Genomic DNA, 19,265 nt, shown 5'->3' with positions numbered 1-19,265 from the left:
AAGAAGTTGAAATGTGGTCAGATGTCTGAGATAAACCAAGGTTAAAATTATTTGTTCTTTGAGAGATAATTTGGGTTTACGCCCACCTCCACCGGAGATAATTCTAATTTTCTTTGATTCTAAGTCCGCTTGTTTTTCGTGATGTAATCGTTCCGCATTTTGAATTAACTGTTGTAACTGTTCATACCCCAGACCAATTAACCTCTGTGTTTGTTTAGGATTTTCTTCAATATGGTTCAGTATATCGCTCATATTTCTGTCTCAAAAAAGATATCTGATGTTCTTTTACCACAAAATGTTACTATTTTGGAGATGTCTTCAGATGAGGCGCAATCGTAATTCGTTTTGGTATTCTTTATTTGATGGGGGTGGTGTTCCTACTGATTAGATCGCGGTCAATCGACCGGACATGATATGATATAATACTGATTGAAATCGATCGAAAATAAAAGATATATTGTAGTATTAATGTTAGGAAACTGTTGGAAAAGCGCTGTTTTGTACAAGCACTTCAGTGGGTTCCGTTGAATCGGGTTAAAGTTGTAGATGAGTGTGTACTTGTTGATGGTACGGAGGTTTCCTCTGAGGTTTTGCTAAGTCCTTGTCAAAAATCAACTGAGAATTGATTTGTTTAATAACTCGTTAGAGTCGGTGCGTAAATCCTGATGCAACAATTTATTAGACTTCTTCAACAATTCTTGTGGGGCAGGCTTCCTGCCTGCCCAAGACTTGCTTTTCACTCCTGTGTCTATTGATTGTCCGAACCTACTGCCTCAGAAATAGAACTCAATCCGCGTTCTTCTAACTTTTGCAACAACCCTTGTAGAATCCGGCGCACCATCCAAGGCCCTTCATAAACCCAACCGGTGTAGACTTGAATTAAACTCGCACCGGCGGCTATTTTTTCCCAAGCATCTTCGGCGGTGAAAATGCCGCCAACTCCAATTATGGGTAATTCGCCTTTTGTATATTGCCTGATAAATCGGATGACTTGTGTCGATCGCTCCCGCACTGGAAGCCCGCTAATTCCTCCGGCTTCTTCGGCGATTGGTTTGCCTGTTTCTCGCAATATTTGCGTTTTCAGTCCGTCGCGGCGGATGGTGGTATTTGTGGCGATAATTCCTGCTAGTTGGTAGGTTTTTGCTAAGTCGAGGATTGATGCGATCGCCTCTGGTTCCAAATCCGGCGCAATCTTGACTAAAATTGGCTTGGTTCCCTGATTTTCTTGTTGCAAAATTTCCAAAATTGTGGTAAGTCCAGCAGCATCTTGGAGCGATCGCAACCCCGGCGTATTCGGAGACGAAACGTTGACTACAAAATAGTCGCCCCAATCTTTCAGCAGCTTAAAACTCTCCAAATAGTCCGCTGCTGCCTGCTCTAACGGTGTTACCTTAGATTTACCGAGATTGATCCCCAAGGGGAATGGAGACTGAGGCATGGGGCGCTGGGTATCGAATTTTGAGTGTTTCTGTGCTGCCTGAAACCGGGCTGCCATTGCCGCGGCTCCTTGATTGTTAAATCCCATGCGGTTGAGGGCTGCACTGTCCTCCGTCAAGCGAAACAAGCGAGGTTGCGGGTTTCCCGGCTGCGGTTGACAAGTGACAGTGCCGAGTTCGGCAAAGCCAAAGCCAAAATTTGCCCAAATGTCAGCAGCTACGCCGTTTTTATCAAATCCCGCGGCCAAGCCGACAGGATTTTTAAAGCTCAGTCCCCACAAAGATTGTTCGAGGCGAGAATCTGGCACTCCCAAAGATTTCTGCAATCGGGAGAGCATTTGGCTGATTGCGGGGTTGGACTGATTTCGGGCTGCGAGTTCGAGGAATTGAAGAGTGCGGTTGTGCAGCCACTCGGCATCGGTTTTCAATACGGAAAACAACAGCGGCCGTACACCTGATTGATAAATATCCAATGACTTGTACTGGGGCAGTTTACAAATGAGAAATGAGAAGGGAAATAAAAGTATTCACGAGCCGACGACAGCAAAGACGAGGTTGTTACTTTAACTTCGATCGACTCTCTTCAATGTTTGAGACGAAAGGATAAGTGAGACGATTATATTATAAGTTGATTCTTTTCCATTTTAATTTTTTAAAGTTTTAAGTTTGTAATTTTAAATTGAACAAAGGTGCGGGGAAGCTTAGAAATGGGGCAGCAGCAAAGACCTAAGGATTTAGACGAACAAATCGCGGCCCTGGAGCGCGTTCTCCAGACTCTGCGAGAAGAGGAGAATGTTGAAGTGCTGCTTTCGACCACACTCGGTTACTTGCAAGCGGAATTTGACTGGCGGTTGATTTGGATCGGGTTGTACGATCGACAGGCCCACAGGTTGTTCGGGAAAGGTGGCATAACTCCTAACGGCGACCTGTCTTTTCTCAAACAGCGGTTTGCTCTGAGTCCGGGGGATTTGCTGGAACAAGTGGTGATTCAGCTCCGACCGGTGGGAGTCCCGGATTTGCGATCGGAAAGTAGAGCCGGAGAATGGCGCAAAGCAGCTCAAACTTTCAACATTCAAGGCACGACTCTGTTTCCGCTGCGCTACAAAGACCGCTGCTACGGCGTGATTTTGCTCGGCACTGACGAGTGGGGATCGTCGCCAAAGTCGGGGGAAAAAACGCAGTTGGCGATCGTATTTGGAGCGCTGGCAACTGCTCTTTACCAAATAGAAAAAGACTGGCAGCGACAACAAGTCAAACACCCAGACGAGTCTCTTTTAGCGCTGATTTCGCAGTTGGGGGAACTGCGATCGCTCGACCAATACTTGCAAGCGGTTGTCGAACAAGCTCATGAATTTATCGAACCCACGCGCACCAATATTTATTGGTTCGAGCGAGAGCGGCGCTATTTTTGGCGGCGAGTCAGCAACCGCCAAGTTGCTCAGGGTTTGGGCGGGCCGGAGCGACCGGCTTCGGGCATCACCGTCCAAGACTTGGGCGGATTTTATCAGGCTTTGGGCAGGGAAGAAATGGTTTGGATCGGTGAATCTCAAAGTTCTCTGAAAACTGAGCTGACGGGGCGGTTGATGCAGCAAATCCGCGCTCGCTCTCTGTTGGCTGCGCCGATTGTTTCACAAGGGGAATTGTTGGGATTTTTGGCAGTCGAAGCCAGCGAACCCCGGATTTGGCAAGAAAATGAAAAACATTACCTGCGGGGAGTGGCGCGGTTAGTGGCTCTGACGGCTCCGGTGTCGGAGATGGAGGAGAGGATTCAGCAAACTGAGATCGATCGAGATTTAACTGCCGGAATAGCTCGCGCCATCTACAGCGATGCTGACTGGGAGGCGACTTTGAAAAATACCGCCGAGCAGTTGTGCGGGCGGCTCAAATGCGAATACTTTTTGCTGCTGCTGTACGGCGAAGAACAAAATCGCTTTGAAATTGTCTGCCAAAATTTCCCCCGCAACCGCAGGCCAGTGGCGTCGCCGCTCAACGCCCTCGATGTGGCTGACGTGGGGCTGTTGCAAGAAAGCGCACCTCTGGCTATTGAAAATTGGGAAGAAGACCGGCGGTTGGGCGCTTGGCGGGAAGTGCTGGGGGAGGCGGGGGTGCGATCGCTTGTGGCATCGACCACTCGGGCGAAAAAGGAAGAGGGAGAAAACCCCAATCTAAAATCTAAAATCGCCAATCGCAAATCGATCGAGGGTTTACTGGTTGTCGGGCACAGTGCAACTCGCACTTGGAGGCGATCTGAGCAAGAATTAGTTCGGCTAGTGAGCCAACAGCTAGGATTGATCCTGCACTCCTGGCAGCAGAGTGCGGAAATCGACAAATATCAGCAATTTGAGCGAGCGCTCAAATCGGGTTTGGCGGTTTTGCAGCATTCTCCTGAGGAGCAATCTGGCCAACCGATATCTGCTGCTTCACCGACGATGTTCCCAGAGTTGCCGCTGCAAAAACTCGATCGTAACTTTGCTCAACACCTTTCCCAGACAATTTCCTGTCCTTTAGTAGCCGTAATTACTTGGAATCCCGGTGAGGAGGAAGGTTCAATTGCGACGGCGCTAGCTGCCAATCCCGTATTTGCCCTCAATCCCGAGGCGGTGATTCCTGTCCAAACAGATCCTTTGATCCAACAAACCCTGGCAGAAGGGGGCGTGCTGCAACAGAGCACGAGCCAACTGCCACTGGCGACGAAGCGGTGGCTCCGCAGTCCGGGAATTGGCGAGATTCTGACGGTGGCCCTGCAGACGGCCCCAGAACACGCTCCGGCGGGCATTGTGGTGGCTGCAGACGCTCCGGGCCGCCAGTGGTCGGAGTTGTCGGTGAGTTTGCTCAGCTCGATGGCATCTCAGTTGGCTTGGTGGCGCAGGTATTTGGCGGTGCAATCGGCCCACGAGTCGCAGCGATTGGATCTGGAGCTGATCAATTGGTACAAACAGCGCCGTTTTGAGGAGTTTTACCGCACTTTGGCAGCGGGGGTGAAGGAGTTGGGGGAGTTGAGTCAGTCGATTTTCCTGTCGGCGAAGGAACAAAAGGATGCTCTGAAAACTTTGCGCTACCAACAGGTTTTGCGGCAAATTGGCAATGCTTTGGGGTCAACTCATTTGCTGCTGAAACAGGAACAGTGGCGGTTGCAATTCGGACAAGATGCGGTGCCTGTGAGCGCTTTGCTGAGGCGATCGATCGATCGAACGGCCTCCCTGGTCAAACAGTCCAAAGTCTTGCTGGAAGTCCACAGAGAAACTGCTGTCTCGATGCCTGCCGGCCAGACTTTGAGCGTTCGCGGAGACAGTATCAAGCTGGATTTGATCCTGTGCGAATTGCTGGCGGCTGCTTGCAGGCGCTCTGCAGTTGGCGCCAAGATTGAGATTCGCTCTCAGTTGCTGGGGGAAGATTTGTTAGAATTGTCTGTGGTCGATAGCGGCGCGGGCGATCGACAGTTAATTGCTGCCTTCAACGGCGGTTCCCAACCCGATATATTAGCGGTTTCTGCAAATAGGTCGATCGTGCAAAATCTCTTAATTTGTCAGCGAGCAGTACGCTTAATGGGGGGAAACTTGTCTTTAGAAATGTTAGAAAATAATTTAATTGTGGCTCGTTTAGTGCTGCCGCTAGCCAATTCTTAATCTTGTAAGATTTTGTAAAACTTTGTAAAAGTTCCAAGCTGCGATCGAGGATTCTAGGGGCTGGTTTCACCAACAATAATTGCCTAAAACCCATAATTTCATAAACCCGCCCCACCCAACGCTAAACCGCCATCTACCTCTTTCAAAATACAAGACACTGGTTTAGCTGCGATCGATATTGTTATTGATATCTTGCGCTATTCTTAGGAACGAACGGGCAGGAGAGCCCGTTCCACAATACATCAATTTTCTTGGGGGTGAACCCCAGAACCAGCCCCTGAAAGACTTTCAGAACTAGTGAAAAACCTTTGAGCAATCCAAGCAGTTACAATATGAGAAAGCAATCCCATCGGCCCAGCAAAAAAACACAAAGCCAAAGAATGAACCGTCCAAACTCCTGTCCGCTGTCCTTCCAAATAAATCCAGCGCCCGACAAACAAATCCATCACTAAAAAATGTATCCATCCCGTAGCTGCAGCCGTTTCCTCCCCCAGAAACTTAGCAATATCTGCTAGCTTGGGATTCGACAAAGCTGCCGCATTTTCCGCCGTCAGACTGCTACCAAACAAATATACGTACAAAGCGGCGAGAACTACAAACGGAATGAAGGAATTCATCACTTTTCGGGTAAATCCCCAGTTGGGTAATAAAATCATAATGGCCCAGAAAGGCACAACGAACAGATTACCGGCATTAAAAATTAGTTCTGGTGTCATAGTTGGCTCTTGGCTCCTGCGAAGGCAATGCAATTAAGGATGTTAAGATTACTTTACACAATTTTTGCTAAAATTTCTCAAAACCCGAAAAAAATCTCACTCATAAATGAAATAGAATTGCTATACTTATCTAAAATTTCCAATCTCCCATATAAAATCGATTGACGCAGCACAGCCCATGACAAATTATAATAACTTTCTAGATTGGTGTAAACACAAAGAAACTATTTCTCCCAGCGCCAAACATACGGTAGAAATACTGTTGCAAATATCAGATACTTCTGAGTGCGAGCGAGCCAACGAGCTGCTTTCTAATACAAAAGAACTTAACCTCAAAGATCTTCAAATTACCGATATCAGCCCCCTCTCATCTTTCACTCAACTTACTAATCTCATCCTCGGCAGCAATCAAATATCTGACATCGCTCCCCTGCAATCTCTAACTAACCTGAAAACTCTGGTTATAGATGTCAATCAAATATCAGATATCAGTCCGCTTTCATCTCTAATCAATCTGGCTGTACTCGTTCTCGATACCAATCAAATCTCAGACATCAGTCCCCTAGCAGGTCTAACTAATCTTACCGCAATTGTCTTGTTTGACAACAAAATTTCCGACATCACTCCGGTGAAAAAATTAACTAACTTAAATGCGCTGATTCTCTACAACAATCAAATTTCCGATATCGCTCCTCTTGAAAATTTAACTGAACTCCAGACACTCTACCTTTACAATAATAAAATATCGGATATCACCCCGTTGGCTTCCTTAAAAAATCTCAAGACGCTGTTTCTGTTCGGAAATGAAATATCTGACCTTACTCCGCTGGAAACTCTAACTAACTTAAATAAATTGGTTTTATTCCAAAATCAAATATCAGATATTAGTCCCTTGACATCGCTCACTAATTTAATTGAGCTCAACCTCGGTAACAATCAAATATCAGACATCAGTCCGCTGAAATCGTTAACTAATTTGACTGAACTTTATCTGTTCAACAATCCAATTTCCGATAGCAGCGCGCTGCAAGCTTTAAATAACTTATTTTTACTAGACTTGTACAACAATCAAATTTCTGATATCAGTTCCCTGCAATCTTTGCAAAAGTTAACTACGCTGGACTTGCGCGGGAATCCCATTGTTAATAAAATTTGCCCTGTCAATCCTGAATCAATCTGCAGGTTTTAATTAATTATTAAGGTCGAGGCAAGATGGCGGTTTATAGAGTATAATGTCAAAGGTCAATATCAGGAGAAAGTGATGAGCGGACACGATGCTTTGATGTTAGGATTGCTGCTGTTGCCAGGTTTGGCTTTGTCGATCGCAATTATGGCCGCTTTTGCCGCTGGTGGATAATCAGTTTTTAGCACTCATCAGCGCCCCAGCAAGCAGTTTACTGGTTCCAAAAGGGCGGGTCGAGCTATTTTTTGATGCGCCGGAAGTATCTTTGGCAAAACCCGTCCATTTGCTCTACCAATTTACAAAAATGGTGCTGTAACATCGGGATTTACCAAAGTATTCGCGCACAAAATACCCGATGCGGCGACGGCGGGGACGCCAATTCCGGGCATAGTGCTGTCTCCCACGCGGTACAAGCCTTTGATTGGTGTTTGCGGGCCGGGAAATGTGCCTTTTCCGGCGGCAATTGCAGGCCCGTAAGTTCCTTGATACCGGCGCAAAAATCGGGCGTGGGTTAGCGGTGTGCCGATCGACTCTAAGACTATCCGCGATCGCAAATCCGGTATAATTTTTTCTAAAGCTTGAAAGAGAGATTGCGATCGATCTTGCTTTTTCTGCTGATACAATTCGCCATATTCCCAACCTTCGTAAGGTTCCAATGTATAAGCGTGAACGGCGTGATGTCCCGGCGGCGCGAGAGTTGCATCCCACACTGTAGGAATCGAAATCATGCAAGTATTTCCGGGTACTGTAATGTCAATCTTGCTATCGTGAACGACGACGTGGTGGCCGGTCAAACCTTCGAGTCCTTCGGCTTTAATTCCTAAATGCAGGTGCATGAAACTGTCTACTGCTGGCACCGACAAAGCGCTTTTTCGGTAGCTTTGCGGCAAATCTTCAGGGCGCAGTAATTTTGTATAAGTATCCCAGACGGTGGCATTTGAAACGACTATTGGGGCGCGAATAATTTCGCCTTTTTGCAAGCGAACGCCGCTGGTTTTGCCGGATTCAACTAATATTTGCTCGACCGGAGTTCCCAGGCGCAATTTTCCGCCCCAGCGCTGCAAACCTCTGACTAAAGCATCGACGATCGCACCGCTGCCACCTACAGGATATTCGATCGCACAGCGCGATCGTTCGCCAATCATAAAAGCTATTTCCGGGGCGACAGTTTCGTGCGCTTTCAAACCCGACAGCAAAAAGCACTCCAAATCGATCAAACGCCTCACCCAAGGGTCGCGCACGTCCCGATCCATTAAGGAACCTGCTGAACCCGCGATCGCACCTACCAACGGCAACAACTTCAGCAACGCAGGCGAGTACCGAGACAGCAAAACAGGTATTAACTGCCAGTCGGATCTCAGCGCTAAAGCCGGAATTCCACGCAAAGCTTCATACAAAACTAATAAATTTTGTTGAAATTTCTGCAATTCTACAGCACCTTGCGGTGCGAACCTAGCTACAGCATCTAAGTAACTTCTCGCATCAGCATAAACCGGCAAACTGCCCTCTGGAAAATGGTAATGCCCCAGGGGATCGTAGGAAATTGCCGCGATCGATTCCTCTAAAACATCAAAAACTTGCCGCAAAGGATTAAACGACTGCGGGTCAGTCAAACCGCAATAAAAAGAAGGCCCCGAATCAAAGTGAAATCCCCGGCGCGAAAAGCTGTGAGCTGCCCCGCCCGCTATGGTGTGGCTCTCGCATACGAGAACCCGCTTGCCATAGCGAGCTAGCATCGAGCCGGCGACTAAGCCGCCAATACCGCTGCCAATTACGATCGCATCAAAGTCTTGCATTTATCAAATGTGGTATAATTGTATTATTTCTTGCTGACTGTTGACAGGGTATTTTTTGGAGAGGAAAACTATGAAACCTTTATCTATTTTAGATGAAGTTGTTCGCGAATTAGAACAAGATGTCCATCTCTCGCGCCTTAAAAAAATATTATTTTTTGCTTGTAAAGACTTTTGGGAAAACGATCCGGCCCAACTCGCCAGCGCAGATGTAAGGAGTTTAATCGAAGAACTCTGCGCCAAATATAGCAGGTTAGAAGACATTGAAGCTGTTTTAAATAATATAGTTTCTAAGGTTAATAAAAAAAACGAGTATGCTTTAGTATCCGACCTCATAGTCTGTCAGCTTAGCAGGCTGTATGAATTTGAAGACTTCACCAAATTAGAAACAAACATATCTAGTTTTGGCGGTCAGGAAGCACCCGTATTTGAAGAGCACTTCAGTTCTGAACTATCCACCAGCAAAAAAAGGGAAAGAAACCCAGGTAATTTATTTGATGTCAGACAAAAAATTTTGCAGCAAACAAATCCGCTGAGGGCTAAAATCCTAATTTTTTCTAGTCTTTATCACCAGTTTACTTTTAGCGATCGCGACTTGCTCCTGCTGAAAAGCCAAGAACTTGACAATCTGCTGCGAGAACTGTTTAATGTTTGTCCCACGCTGACCGAACTCGAATCTCAGTTGTACACAACGGCGGGCAATCTCGACAACACAGATGAATGCGACCAAGCGGCTAGCGTGATTATCAAAGCGATGAATCCTTGTTACGCAAAATTACAACAGGAAGAACGCGATCGCTCCGAAGATTCTGCTAGTGAAGATTACGATCAGACGCATTTAAACAACAGTCTTTATGAAGAGATCGAGCAGATTGACAGGCGCAGCGATTATTTTGAGCCGGGGGATATTACTCAAATCATTCAAGCTGCTGCAACTCACTATCGTTATGACCCCCTCAACAGTTACTTAGTGCCGGACACGGCACAAAATCTACATTTTAAGAAACCTGAAACCAGCAGCAATAATTCCGCTCCTGATTTCAGACACGAATTGGTAGAAACATTCCTAGTGGCAGAAACGCCGACAATTCTCGACACTTTCGATCCGGCAGCTCCGGTTACGCTAAATATTAGCGATTCCATCAAACGCAAGTTGGGATTGGAAGAAGAAATGAAAGGATTAGTCACTCAAAGTGCTAACTCCGCAACGGCGCAAATAGAAAATATCTTCAGCGAGTTAGAATCTGCTTTGAACAAAAAACTTTATACAGAAAGTGCAGACGATCGTTTGAACTGGAAATATAAAAGTCTCAGAGATTATTTGGGAATAGTTCAGGGATTTACCGACAAATTAATCGAAATACTCAGCGAAGTAGAGTTAAGAGAAAACGGGATATCTTCTTCAGAAACGCAGGAGAATATTGTAGAGAAAATTTCCGAAACAGAGCAGCAACTCTCTAACCAAAAATCAAATCAGTATCAGCTTGTGGAAATGGCAAAACAAGGCAAACCAAAGGCGATCGCCCAATTGCTCAATCAATTGCTGCAGCCAAAGGGAATTGGTGCTACAGCAGGATTTAAAGACGGTTGGCTCCACGTCATTCTGGAGTCTACCGAAGTACCAAACCAACAGGCTACAGCTATATACATTTACAAAAAACTGTGTACTTTACAATCACAATATCTTACTCACGTGAAAATTCACGGGCGGCAGTTAGGAAACAAAACAGTCGCTTGGACTCAAGAATTTGTGAATCAAACTCATTAAATACCCAGACTCAAGTCTGGGGCGACACAAATTAAGTCGGCAAGGCGAAGACTGAAAATCAAGAATTCTAGAAATAGTATATTTTGCCCAAGTAACAACAAAAAAACATGAATGCCAGCGAAATTTTAAGGCGATATACATCAGGAGAACTAGATTTTCAAGGTATAAATCTTAGAGGCGTCTACCTGAGGGGTGCCGATTTAATTGGGGTAAATTTAAGCAGTGCTGACCTCTGGGGTGCAAACTTAGCGATGTCTTACCTGAGTAGAATTAACCTTCAGCGCGCAAATTTAACTACTGCAAAGCTGTATGGTGCTAACTTGAATCAGGCCAACTTGAGCGGAGCAAATTTGTCCGATGCAGACTTCCATGGAGCTACTTTGCAAGGTGCAGACTTTCGCAAAGCTAACATCTCTTTGGCAGTTTTTATCGATGCAAATTTGACCGATGCAGATATGCGAGGAGTAAATTTGCAAGGTGCCGATTTGCGCGGTGCCTGCTTGCGCGGTGCAAATTTGCGCAAGGAACAGCGGATTTTTGAGGGTGCAAACTTGCGGGGTGCAAATTTTCAAGGTGCCGATTTGCGGGGCGTCAACTTGCTAGGTGCAGATTTGACTAAAGCTAATCTCAGTCAAGCGAACTTGACTGAAGCATCTCTGCAGGAAGCAAATCTGACTCAGGCGAATTTGAGCGAAGCTATTTTAGATGGCACATTTTTGACTGAAGCAACTTTGATAGAAACGAATTTTTCCTGGGCTGTAATGACAAGTGCTAGGTTGGAAAGAGCTGTCTTAATTGATGCTGAATTGGCGGGCGCTAACTTGCGGGGTGCATTTCTTCCTGATGTTAAGTTGAGCAATGCTAATTTAGTTATGGCTGACTTGAGTCGAGCTAATTTGGTGAGGGCTGATTTGAGTCGAGCTAACTTTAATCAGGCAAATTTGAGTGAAGCGGATCTGACTGATGCTTACCTGGCTAGAACAGAGTTGCGGGATGCAATTTTGCACCGCACAACTTTGATTAGGGCAGATTTGAGCAGTGCTAATTTAGCGGGAGCTCAGTTGCGCGGTACAATCATGCCAAATGGAGAAATGCACGGGTAATTATGATTGGGAATGGGGCATCGGGAATGGGGCATCGGGAATTGCGAATTGGAGAGTCTGATGTTAAAGTAAGTCTGCCCGATGGAGACTTATTTAAGAAATATAGTTGAGGCAATTTTGTAGAATAAAAAAAAGGAGGGAAATGCTGTGTTAGATACAGGGACAATTTTACAAGAACGTTATCAATTGCAACAGCGTTTAGGACGCACAGCGGCAGGTCATCAAACTTGGCTAGCAGTAGATTTAGAGTCTCAAGAACAGGTGACGCTGAAAATGTTAGCTTTTAGCCCGGAAATGCAGTGGGAAGAACTCAAGCTTTTTGAAAGAGAAGCACAAGTTTTGCAGGCGCTAAATCATCCCCGCATTCCTTGCTATCGAGATTATTTTTCCCTGGAGCGGGAAGCCGGAGCAGGATTGCCTTGGTTTGGGTTAGTGCAAGATTATATTCCGGGGTTTTCACTTCAGGAACTGTTAGACAAAGGTCAAAGATTTTCCGAGGTAAAAGTGCGAATAATTTCCACTGAAGTGCTGAAAATTTTAATTTATTTGCATGAGTTGAATCCCCCTGTTTTGCACCGAGATATTAAGCCGAGTAATTTAATTTGGGGGGAAGATCAGCACGTTTATCTAGTAGATTTTGGTGCGGTACAAGCTCAAGCTGCGGTGACAGGTGTAACGTTTACAGTTGTAGGAACGAGTGGCTATGCACCGTTAGAACAGTTTTGGGGGCGGGCGGTTCCGGCTTCGGATTTGTATGCTTTGGGAGGTACTTTAATTCATTTGTTAACGGGGATGACTCCTGCTGATTTACCACAGAAAGATTCTCGGATTCAGTTTCGCGATCGCGTGAGTGTGAATCCCAGTTTGGTAAGCTGGATTGAGAAGATGACGGAAATCGGGTTAGAAAAGCGTTTCAGCAAGGCTAGAGAGGCTTTAGCAGCTTTGAAATCGGGAAACATAGAATCGGCTAACGACCGGATTGCGAATGTTAGGAAAATTCCTAAACCGGTTGACTCTCGCATTGAAGTGAGCAAATCAGCAACGGACTTCAACATTAAAATTCCAAGTTTATTACTCCGAAGACCTTTCCTCTCTGCTGTTGTAGGAATACCTCTCACATTAATATTATTGCAAATAATTCAAGGATTGTTCCTATCACAATCCCTGATAGGATTAATATTTTGGTCAAGTATAATATGTCTGATACTTAGGTGTTTTTGTCAGGTCAATGACATTAACTGTTACAGTAACGAGTGGGAAATAAAATATCAGATATTTGGCTGGAATTACCAGCGAAGAATCGGAAAAAAATCAGATATTTTGGGTGCTTTCCTATACAGAACTTGGGGAGGATATCAAATCAATATTCGTTCTGGCAGCAATGCAGGAACTTATTTTTATGTCTTAGCGAACAATTTGCAAGAGATCGAGGCGGTTTGGTTAGCTCAAGAAATTCAAAATTGGTTAAATTTAAGATGAGTAAATTTAGCAAAAAAACTGCGATCGCTCAATGATGAGAATACTTGAGGCAGTCAAATTAGATTATGGCAAATTATAGGATTGTTTTTTTGCTCAATACTTTAGCTGTCTTGCTGGTAGGGGTGGTAAGTTTTGCCCTAAATGGGTTTGGTTCTTCGGTAAAAGGGTTATTTTTTCCGCCTTGTCTTGCGACATATCCGGGGGCGGGTTTCTTTTTTCTGATGTTCCAAATGTTGTTTTATTTTTCTGTAATGGTGTGTGTTTTTAGCTTTGGTTTGCTAAGAACTACTCAACCGAATCGTCCTGAAAATCAGTTTATTTTAGGTTCAGCCATAGTTACGGGATTTTTCCTATTTAATGAAGTTTTTCGCACTCATGTTCATCTCGGACGCGCAGGATTCCCTAAAGTTACAATAGTTATTATCTACGCTGTTGCTGCGGCAGTTTATGGATTAACTTTTAGGAGGCAAATAAAATCAACGCCATACTTTTTGTTAGTAAGTGGCGTGGGTTTATTATTTTTGGCCTTTTTTGCGGAAGCATTGCCCTGGAAAAATGAGGCAATTTCCAGCTTGCTTGAGGGTATCCCCAAGTTGTTAAGTGGGGTGAATATTGCGCTTTATTTTTGGTTTGTTTGCAAGGGTTTAATACTGCGATCGCTCAATTTTTCTGACAAGACATCCAATCCTGAATTAAGTAAGTTTAATTAGATGGGGTGGGTTTAGGAGATCGTTAGTTTTAGACATAGACAGTTGCTAAAACCAGCCCTTACATGATTGTACAATCGGTTAAAACAAAAAGTACCGCTGCGCCATTGGCAAAACAGTTGCCGGTTCGCACGTTAACAATTCCCCATTCGCCCTCACTTCATAAGTTTCTGGATCGACTTCCATTTGTGGCAAATAATCGTTGAGTTTCATATCTCTTTTACTAATTTGCCGCGTTCCGGAAACTGCTACAGTAGGCTTTTTTAAACCTAGCTGTGCGGCAATATCTCGATCGCGCGCAGCTTGCGAAACGAACGTCAGACAAGTCGCCCCAATCGCACCGCCAAAACTCCCAAACATCGGCCGCATATGCACCGGTTGCGGTGTAGGAATGCTGGCGTTAGCATCTCCCATCTGCCCGTAGGCGATCGCCCCTCCTTTAATTACCAGTTCCGGTTTTACCCCAAAAAAAGCCGGCCGCCACAAACACAAATCCGCCAACTTTCCCTCTTCCACCGAACCGACATACTGACTAATTCCGTGAGTTATTGCCGGATTAATTGTATATTTTGCAATGTACCGCTTCACCCGAAAATTGTCATTTTCTCCCCCTGTGGAACGGGCATCTTGCCCGTCTAAATCACCTGTGGAACGGGCATATTGCCCGTCTAAATTCCCCCTTTGCACCTTCATTTTATGAGCCGTTTGCCAAGTCCGAACAATCACTTCCCCAACTCTTCCCATCGCCTGAGAATCAGAAGAAATCATGCTAAACGCACCTAAATCGTGCAAAATATCCTCAGCAGCAATAGTTTCTCTTCTAATTCTAGATTCAGCAAAAGCCACATCTTCAGGAATGCCCCGATCTAAATGGTGGCAAACCATCAACATATCTAAATGTTCTTCTAAAGTATTGACAGTGTAAGGGCGAGTCGGGTTAGTTGACGAGGGCAAAACATTAGCTTGTCCGCAGACTTTAATAATATCCGGTGCGTGTCCGCCACCTGCACCTTCGGTGTGGTAAGTGTGAATTGCGCGATTTTTGAAAGCGGCAATTGTAGCTTCCACAAATCCCGCTTCATTGAGAGTATCGGTGTGAATTGCAACTTGTACGTCGTACTCGTCAGCTACACTCAAACAAGTGTCGATCGCGGATGGCGTAGTTCCCCAATCTTCGTGGAGTTTCAAACCCATTGCACCGGCCAATATTTGTTCAATTAATGCTTGGGGTTGACTGGTATTTCCTTTACCTAGAAACCCTAGATTTACGGGGAAAGCGTCGGCTGCTTGCAGCATTCGGTACATATGCCAAGGCCCGGGAGTGCAAGTTGTGGCGTTTGTACCCGTTGCAGGGCCTGTGCCCCCGCCGATCATTGTCGTGATTCCAGAGGCGATCGCCGCTTCAATTTGCTGCGGGCAAATAAAGTGAATGTGAGTATCAATTCCCCCGGCAGTGATCATCATTCCTTCGCCGGCAATTACTTCTGTACCGGGTCCGATAATAATATCTATCCTATCTTGAATATAAGGATTTCCGGCTTTGCCAATTTTAAAAATTTTGCCTTCTTTAATCCCGATATCTGCTTTAACAATTCCCCACCAATCTAATATTAAAGCATTAGTAATTACCGTGTCAACAGCGCCGTCTGCATTAGAAATAGGCGACTGTCCCATGCCGTCGCGAATGACTTTGCCTCCGCCAAATTTAACTTCATCCCCGTAGGTTGTGAAGTCTTTTTCCACTTCTATGAATAATTCTGTATCGGCTAACCGGACGCGATCGCCCGTTGTCGGCCCGAAGGTTTCCGCGTAGGCCCGGCGATCCATTCTATAACTCATATTAATGCACTCCTTACTTCGTTATTATTGATAATTGATAATAGTCGAATTCTCTCTCATCCATCTAACTCACCGTTCACTTTTCCATTAAAGCCGTAAACTTCACGACTACCGACAAAAGGTACTAATTGCACTTCCCTTTCGTCTCCCGGTTCAAATCTAACTGCTGTTCCCGCCGGAATATCCAATCGCATTCCTTTTGCTTGTTCTCGATTAAATTCTAAGGCTTCGTTAGCTTCGTAAAAATGGTAGTGGGAACCGACTTGTATCGGGCGATCGCCTTTATTTCCTACAAGCAAACGTACTGTTTCACGCCCTGCATTGAGTTCTATTTCACCTGCTAAAACAATCATTTCCCCTGGAATCATTTTTTCCTCCTGTGAGTCTCTGTGGTTGATTTTTTAACGGATCGGATCGTGTACTGTAACGAGTTTAGTTCCGTCGGGGAAAGTCGCCTCAACCTGGACTTCATGCACCATTTCTGCTATTCCTTCCATCACATCTTCCCGCGTCAGGAGAGTTGTTCCATAACTCATTAAATCGGCGACGGTGAGGCCATCTCTTGCTCCTTCTAAAATGGCGGCTGAAATGTAAGCTAGTGCTTCTGGATAGTTTAATTTTAAACCTCTTTGTTTCCGGCGCTCTGCTACCAGGGCTGCGGTGAAAATCAGCAGTTTGTCTTTTTCTTGGGGGGTGAGTTGCATTTTTATTCTTGTAAGTGCGATCGCATTATTTGGTTGTGATATCGTTTACGGTTGTTTCTGAATGATTAAACCGCAAAGGGCGCAGAGGGCGCCCAGGCCCAGAAGAGAGAGATGAATAATCTAGTTAGGAGGGCAACTATACATTGAAACTTAAAGATCCTCCTATTTTATCCAAACTCTGGGCAAACAGCAAGGGCGCTGTGAAAAAGACAAGCGCAGCAACTGCCAAATGCTGACAAACCAGTCTCTAGCTGCGGTGGTGGATGTACCGCGATATCGGCACAGCAAACCGTTAGGAATACGAGTCACGCCGACGGTGGAATTACCAGGATAAATTGTTGCCTCAGATGGCAAAGATCGAACTTTTTCCACGAGTTCTGTGGTTACGGGTTCGCCTACCCAAGCGAGGGTAGCGACTACGGGTTTTCCTGCGAGACCGTGAGGACTTTCGAGCATTTTTTCTCCACCTTTGAGCAGTTGTCTGTCAATCCATAAAGGGCTGTTTTGTTGCCAGACTTCGGTGTGCGATCGCCATTCTCCAGACAAGAACTTTTCGCCCCTAGCACTGCGTCCAAATCTGGTAATTTCCCACAGAAAAATCCTCGCTGTTGGTGCTAATTCAACCCGCAAATTTTGCCGATATATTGCGCCGTCAAAAACTATTGTTTCCTGTGGCAGCCATTCTAAATTAGCACCGGTATCTAGTTGAATGTCAATATTTTGTTGTGATTCTAGTCCGCTGCTGCGATAGATTTTACCAGCGGCGGCCGCGGTAATCAAGGCTTTGGCGTTGGGTTGGAGGTGAAAATGGCTGGAAAGTCGATCGCCCCCGACAACTCCCCCAGCCGTGTGCAAGATGACGCTGTGACAAAGGTCTTTCCCTTCAGGATAAAACGGGCGCTGCACCTTAAGCGGCGCTTGCATTTGATTGTGAATGATTTGAGTTTTGCCGTTGCGGTTGGCGTAGGTTAAATTCAGGTAGCCGTGCCATCCATTTTTAACATTATGTGTATTTTGTGCGATCGAAGTTTCAGTCACAGATTTTTGAAATTCAAAACATTCACTATCAAAAACATACCACAACTGCCGCGCAGCCCGGTTATTTTATAAAAAATGATAATCGTTATCTAAAACATTTTTCGGGTCTGCACTGAATTAGTATAACAATTTACATTTATCAAGTATCCGATCGGGGAAGATGCCCATACCATGTAAAAATTAGTAACTAGAGGAGTGCAGACTATGCCTCAAGTTCTCTTCAAAGTTGATTTGACCAAACCGATGTCAGAACAGGAATTAGTCGGTCACAACCGCTGGCATCCAGATATTCCAGCAGTAGTTTCCGTCAATCCCGGCGATGTATTTCGCATCGAGTGCAAAGACTGGACAGACGGACAAATTAAAAATGACGACTGCCCCGACGACATTCGCGATGTAGACTTAACAGTAGTTCACGTTTTGAGCGGGCCAATTTACGTTAACGGCGCGCAACCCGGGGATATTTTAGTAGTCGATATCCTCGATATCGGGGCTTTGCAAGGGGACGAATGGGGTTTTACGGGAATTTTTGCTAAAGAAAACGGCGGCGGTTTTTTGACAGAACATTTTCCGACTGCTGCTAAAGCAATTTGGGATTTCCAGGGAATTTATACCGCTTCCAGACACATACCAAAAGTGCGGTTTGCCGGGATTACTCATCCGGGTTTAATCGGCTGCGCGCCTTCTGTTGAATTGTTGAATAAATGGAACAAACGGGAAGCAGAATTAGTAGCCACAAATTCAGATCGAGTGCCGCCTTTAGCAGAACTGCCGAACCCCAAAAATGCAATTTTGGGGTCGCTGAAAGGCGCTGACTTCGATCGAGTTGCGGCCGAAGCAGCGCGCACTGTTCCTCCCCGCGAACACGGAGGCAATTGCGATATTAAAAATTTGTCGCGGGGTTCCAGAATTTACTTTCCGGTTTATGTCGAAGGCGCGAAACTTTCGATGGGAGATATTCACTTTTCTCAAGGAGATGGGGAAATTTCATTCTGCGGCGCAATTGAAATGTCGGGGTACATCGACCTCCACGTTGATATTATCAAAGGCGGTATGGATAAATACGCAATGGTCAACCCAATTTTCAAACCGGGGCCGGTGGAACCGCGCTATTCAGAATACCTGGTTTTTGAAGGGATTTCTGTTGATGAATTTACGGGCAAACAGTATTATATGGATGCCCATGTTGCTTATCGGCGAGCTTGTTTGAATGCGATCGAATATTTGAAAAAGTTTGGTTTTACCGGAGAACAAGCGTATTTGCTGTTAAGCTGTGCACCAGTTGAAGGTAGGATCAGCGGTATTGTGGACATTCCCAATGCTTGCTGCACAATTGCTTTGCCGACAGAAATTTTTGAGATGGATATTCTGCCCTCTTAATTATTAAAGCGGGCGCTGCCCGCCGCCTACTCATTGCATCCAAATCTACAATCCAAAATTGCTATGCCTCTTTACGATTTTAGGTGTGAAACTTGCGGCATTTTTGATAAGTGGCGCCCTCTTGCCGAAGCAGATACACCTGTGCTTTGTCCGAGTTGCGAAACTGTTGCTAAACGCATCTTTTCCCCGCCGATGATTCTAACTGGAAAGCTGCGGTTGAAAGGTCAAGAAAATCAGGAACCGCAGCTAGTTAAGCGTTTTGAGGAACCTAAACCGCAGCGGAATCGCGAACACCGAGGTGGACGACCTTGGATGATAGGTCACTGATGCAGTCCGGCAGGGGTTGAAACCCCTGCCTCAAAGCTGAAGTCCTCTAAAATAGGACTGTAAAGTTAGTATTTCAGTCGGTTTCAACCGACTTTTGCTATTAGACAGGGACTTAAGTCCCTGGCGGGCCAAGGAAGTATGAATCAATTCTACTCTCTTTAAAAAA

At 45.4% G+C, this 19,265-nt stretch carries 16 protein-coding genes; 8 read left to right on the top strand and 8 right to left on the bottom strand.

Annotation, left to right across the window (positions count from 1 at the left end; genetic code table 11):
• Positions 1 to 252: transposase family protein (locus tag QUA80_RS05145; protein ID WP_333422024.1), on the bottom strand; the 252-nt coding region annotated here is incomplete at its 3' end.
• 496 nt (positions 253 to 748) lie between these two features.
• A complete protein-coding gene (locus tag QUA80_RS05140; protein ID WP_333422022.1) occupies positions 749 to 1,909 on the bottom strand; it encodes a quinone-dependent dihydroorotate dehydrogenase in 1,161 nt (386 codons plus the stop codon).
• Between the two features lie 216 nt (positions 1,910 to 2,125).
• Between QUA80_RS05140 and QUA80_RS05135 the strand changes: the two genes are divergently transcribed.
• Positions 2,126 to 5,062 (top strand): GAF domain-containing protein, encoded by a 2,937-nt coding sequence (locus QUA80_RS05135; protein ID WP_333422020.1) that lies wholly within the window; start codon positions 2,126 to 2,128, stop codon positions 5,060 to 5,062.
• Positions 5,063 to 5,304: 242 nt separating this feature from the next.
• Here the strand turns inward: QUA80_RS05135 and QUA80_RS05130 are convergent, their stop codons facing one another.
• Positions 5,305 to 5,778, bottom strand: coding sequence for an ABA4-like family protein (locus tag QUA80_RS05130; protein WP_333422019.1), 474 nt, complete (start codon positions 5,776 to 5,778; stop codon positions 5,305 to 5,307).
• 178 nt (positions 5,779 to 5,956) lie between these two features.
• On the opposite strand from QUA80_RS05130, the gene QUA80_RS05125 reads away from it, so the two are divergent.
• On the top strand, positions 5,957 to 6,967 hold the full coding sequence (locus tag QUA80_RS05125) for a leucine-rich repeat domain-containing protein (protein ID WP_333422017.1): 1,011 nt from the start codon (positions 5,957 to 5,959) through the stop codon (positions 6,965 to 6,967).
• Positions 6,968 to 7,257: 290 nt separating this feature from the next.
• Here the strand turns inward: QUA80_RS05125 and QUA80_RS05120 are convergent, their stop codons facing one another.
• The gene (locus QUA80_RS05120) at positions 7,258 to 8,757 is read right to left on the bottom strand and encodes an NAD(P)/FAD-dependent oxidoreductase (RefSeq protein ID WP_333422015.1); all 1,500 of its coding nucleotides are present in this window, start codon (positions 8,755 to 8,757) and stop codon (positions 7,258 to 7,260) included.
• Positions 8,758 to 8,827: 70 nt separating this feature from the next.
• Here QUA80_RS05120 and QUA80_RS05115 point away from each other — a divergent pair, with 70 nt between their 5' ends.
• The 4 genes from QUA80_RS05115 to QUA80_RS05100 all read left to right on the top strand — a co-directional run bounded on the left by QUA80_RS05115 (position 8,828) and on the right by QUA80_RS05100 (position 13,814).
• Positions 8,828 to 10,522 (top strand): hypothetical protein, encoded by a 1,695-nt coding sequence (locus tag QUA80_RS05115; RefSeq protein WP_333422013.1) that lies wholly within the window; start codon positions 8,828 to 8,830, stop codon positions 10,520 to 10,522.
• 107 nt (positions 10,523 to 10,629) lie between these two features.
• Positions 10,630 to 11,625, top strand: a complete 996-nt coding sequence (locus QUA80_RS05110) for a pentapeptide repeat-containing protein (protein WP_333422010.1) — start codon at positions 10,630 to 10,632, stop codon at positions 11,623 to 11,625.
• A gap of 147 nt (positions 11,626 to 11,772) precedes the next feature.
• Positions 11,773 to 13,104: a serine/threonine-protein kinase gene (locus QUA80_RS05105; RefSeq protein ID WP_333422008.1), complete on the top strand. Its 1,332-nt coding sequence runs from the start codon at positions 11,773 to 11,775 to the stop codon at positions 13,102 to 13,104.
• An 89-nt stretch (positions 13,105 to 13,193) separates the two neighbouring features.
• Positions 13,194 to 13,814, top strand: a complete 621-nt coding sequence (locus QUA80_RS05100; protein ID WP_333422006.1) for a hypothetical protein — start codon at positions 13,194 to 13,196, stop codon at positions 13,812 to 13,814.
• A gap of 78 nt (positions 13,815 to 13,892) precedes the next feature.
• Here the strand turns inward: QUA80_RS05100 and ureC are convergent, their stop codons facing one another.
• The 4 genes from ureC to QUA80_RS05080 form a co-directional block, all read right to left on the bottom strand.
• The gene (gene ureC / locus QUA80_RS05095; protein ID WP_333422004.1) at positions 13,893 to 15,650 is read right to left on the bottom strand and encodes an urease subunit alpha; all 1,758 of its coding nucleotides are present in this window, start codon (positions 15,648 to 15,650) and stop codon (positions 13,893 to 13,895) included.
• 56 nt (positions 15,651 to 15,706) lie between these two features.
• Positions 15,707 to 16,018, bottom strand: coding sequence for an urease subunit beta (locus QUA80_RS05090; RefSeq protein WP_333422002.1), 312 nt, complete (start codon positions 16,016 to 16,018; stop codon positions 15,707 to 15,709).
• Positions 16,019 to 16,051: 33 nt separating this feature from the next.
• Complete coding sequence (gene ureA / locus QUA80_RS05085) at positions 16,052 to 16,354, bottom strand: urease subunit gamma (RefSeq protein ID WP_006635319.1); 303 nt, start codon at positions 16,352 to 16,354, stop codon at positions 16,052 to 16,054.
• A 162-nt stretch (positions 16,355 to 16,516) separates the two neighbouring features.
• A complete protein-coding gene (locus tag QUA80_RS05080; protein ID WP_333422000.1) occupies positions 16,517 to 17,392 on the bottom strand; it encodes an urease accessory protein UreD in 876 nt (291 codons plus the stop codon).
• Between the two features lie 204 nt (positions 17,393 to 17,596).
• Between QUA80_RS05080 and fmdA the strand changes: the two genes are divergently transcribed.
• Together fmdA and QUA80_RS05070 are read left to right on the top strand one after the other, a co-directional pair.
• On the top strand, positions 17,597 to 18,772 hold the full coding sequence (fmdA, locus tag QUA80_RS05075) for a formamidase (protein WP_333421998.1): 1,176 nt from the start codon (positions 17,597 to 17,599) through the stop codon (positions 18,770 to 18,772).
• Between the two features lie 63 nt (positions 18,773 to 18,835).
• A complete protein-coding gene (locus QUA80_RS05070) occupies positions 18,836 to 19,099 on the top strand; it encodes a zinc ribbon domain-containing protein (protein WP_333421996.1) in 264 nt (87 codons plus the stop codon).
• Positions 19,100 to 19,265: the final 166 nt, after the last annotated feature.

The organism is Microcoleus sp. F4-D5 (genome assembly GCF_036704885.1).
GTDB lineage: Bacteria > Cyanobacteriota > Cyanobacteriia > Cyanobacteriales > Microcoleaceae > Microcoleus.
This window is presented reverse-complemented; position numbering and strand designations above follow the sequence as displayed.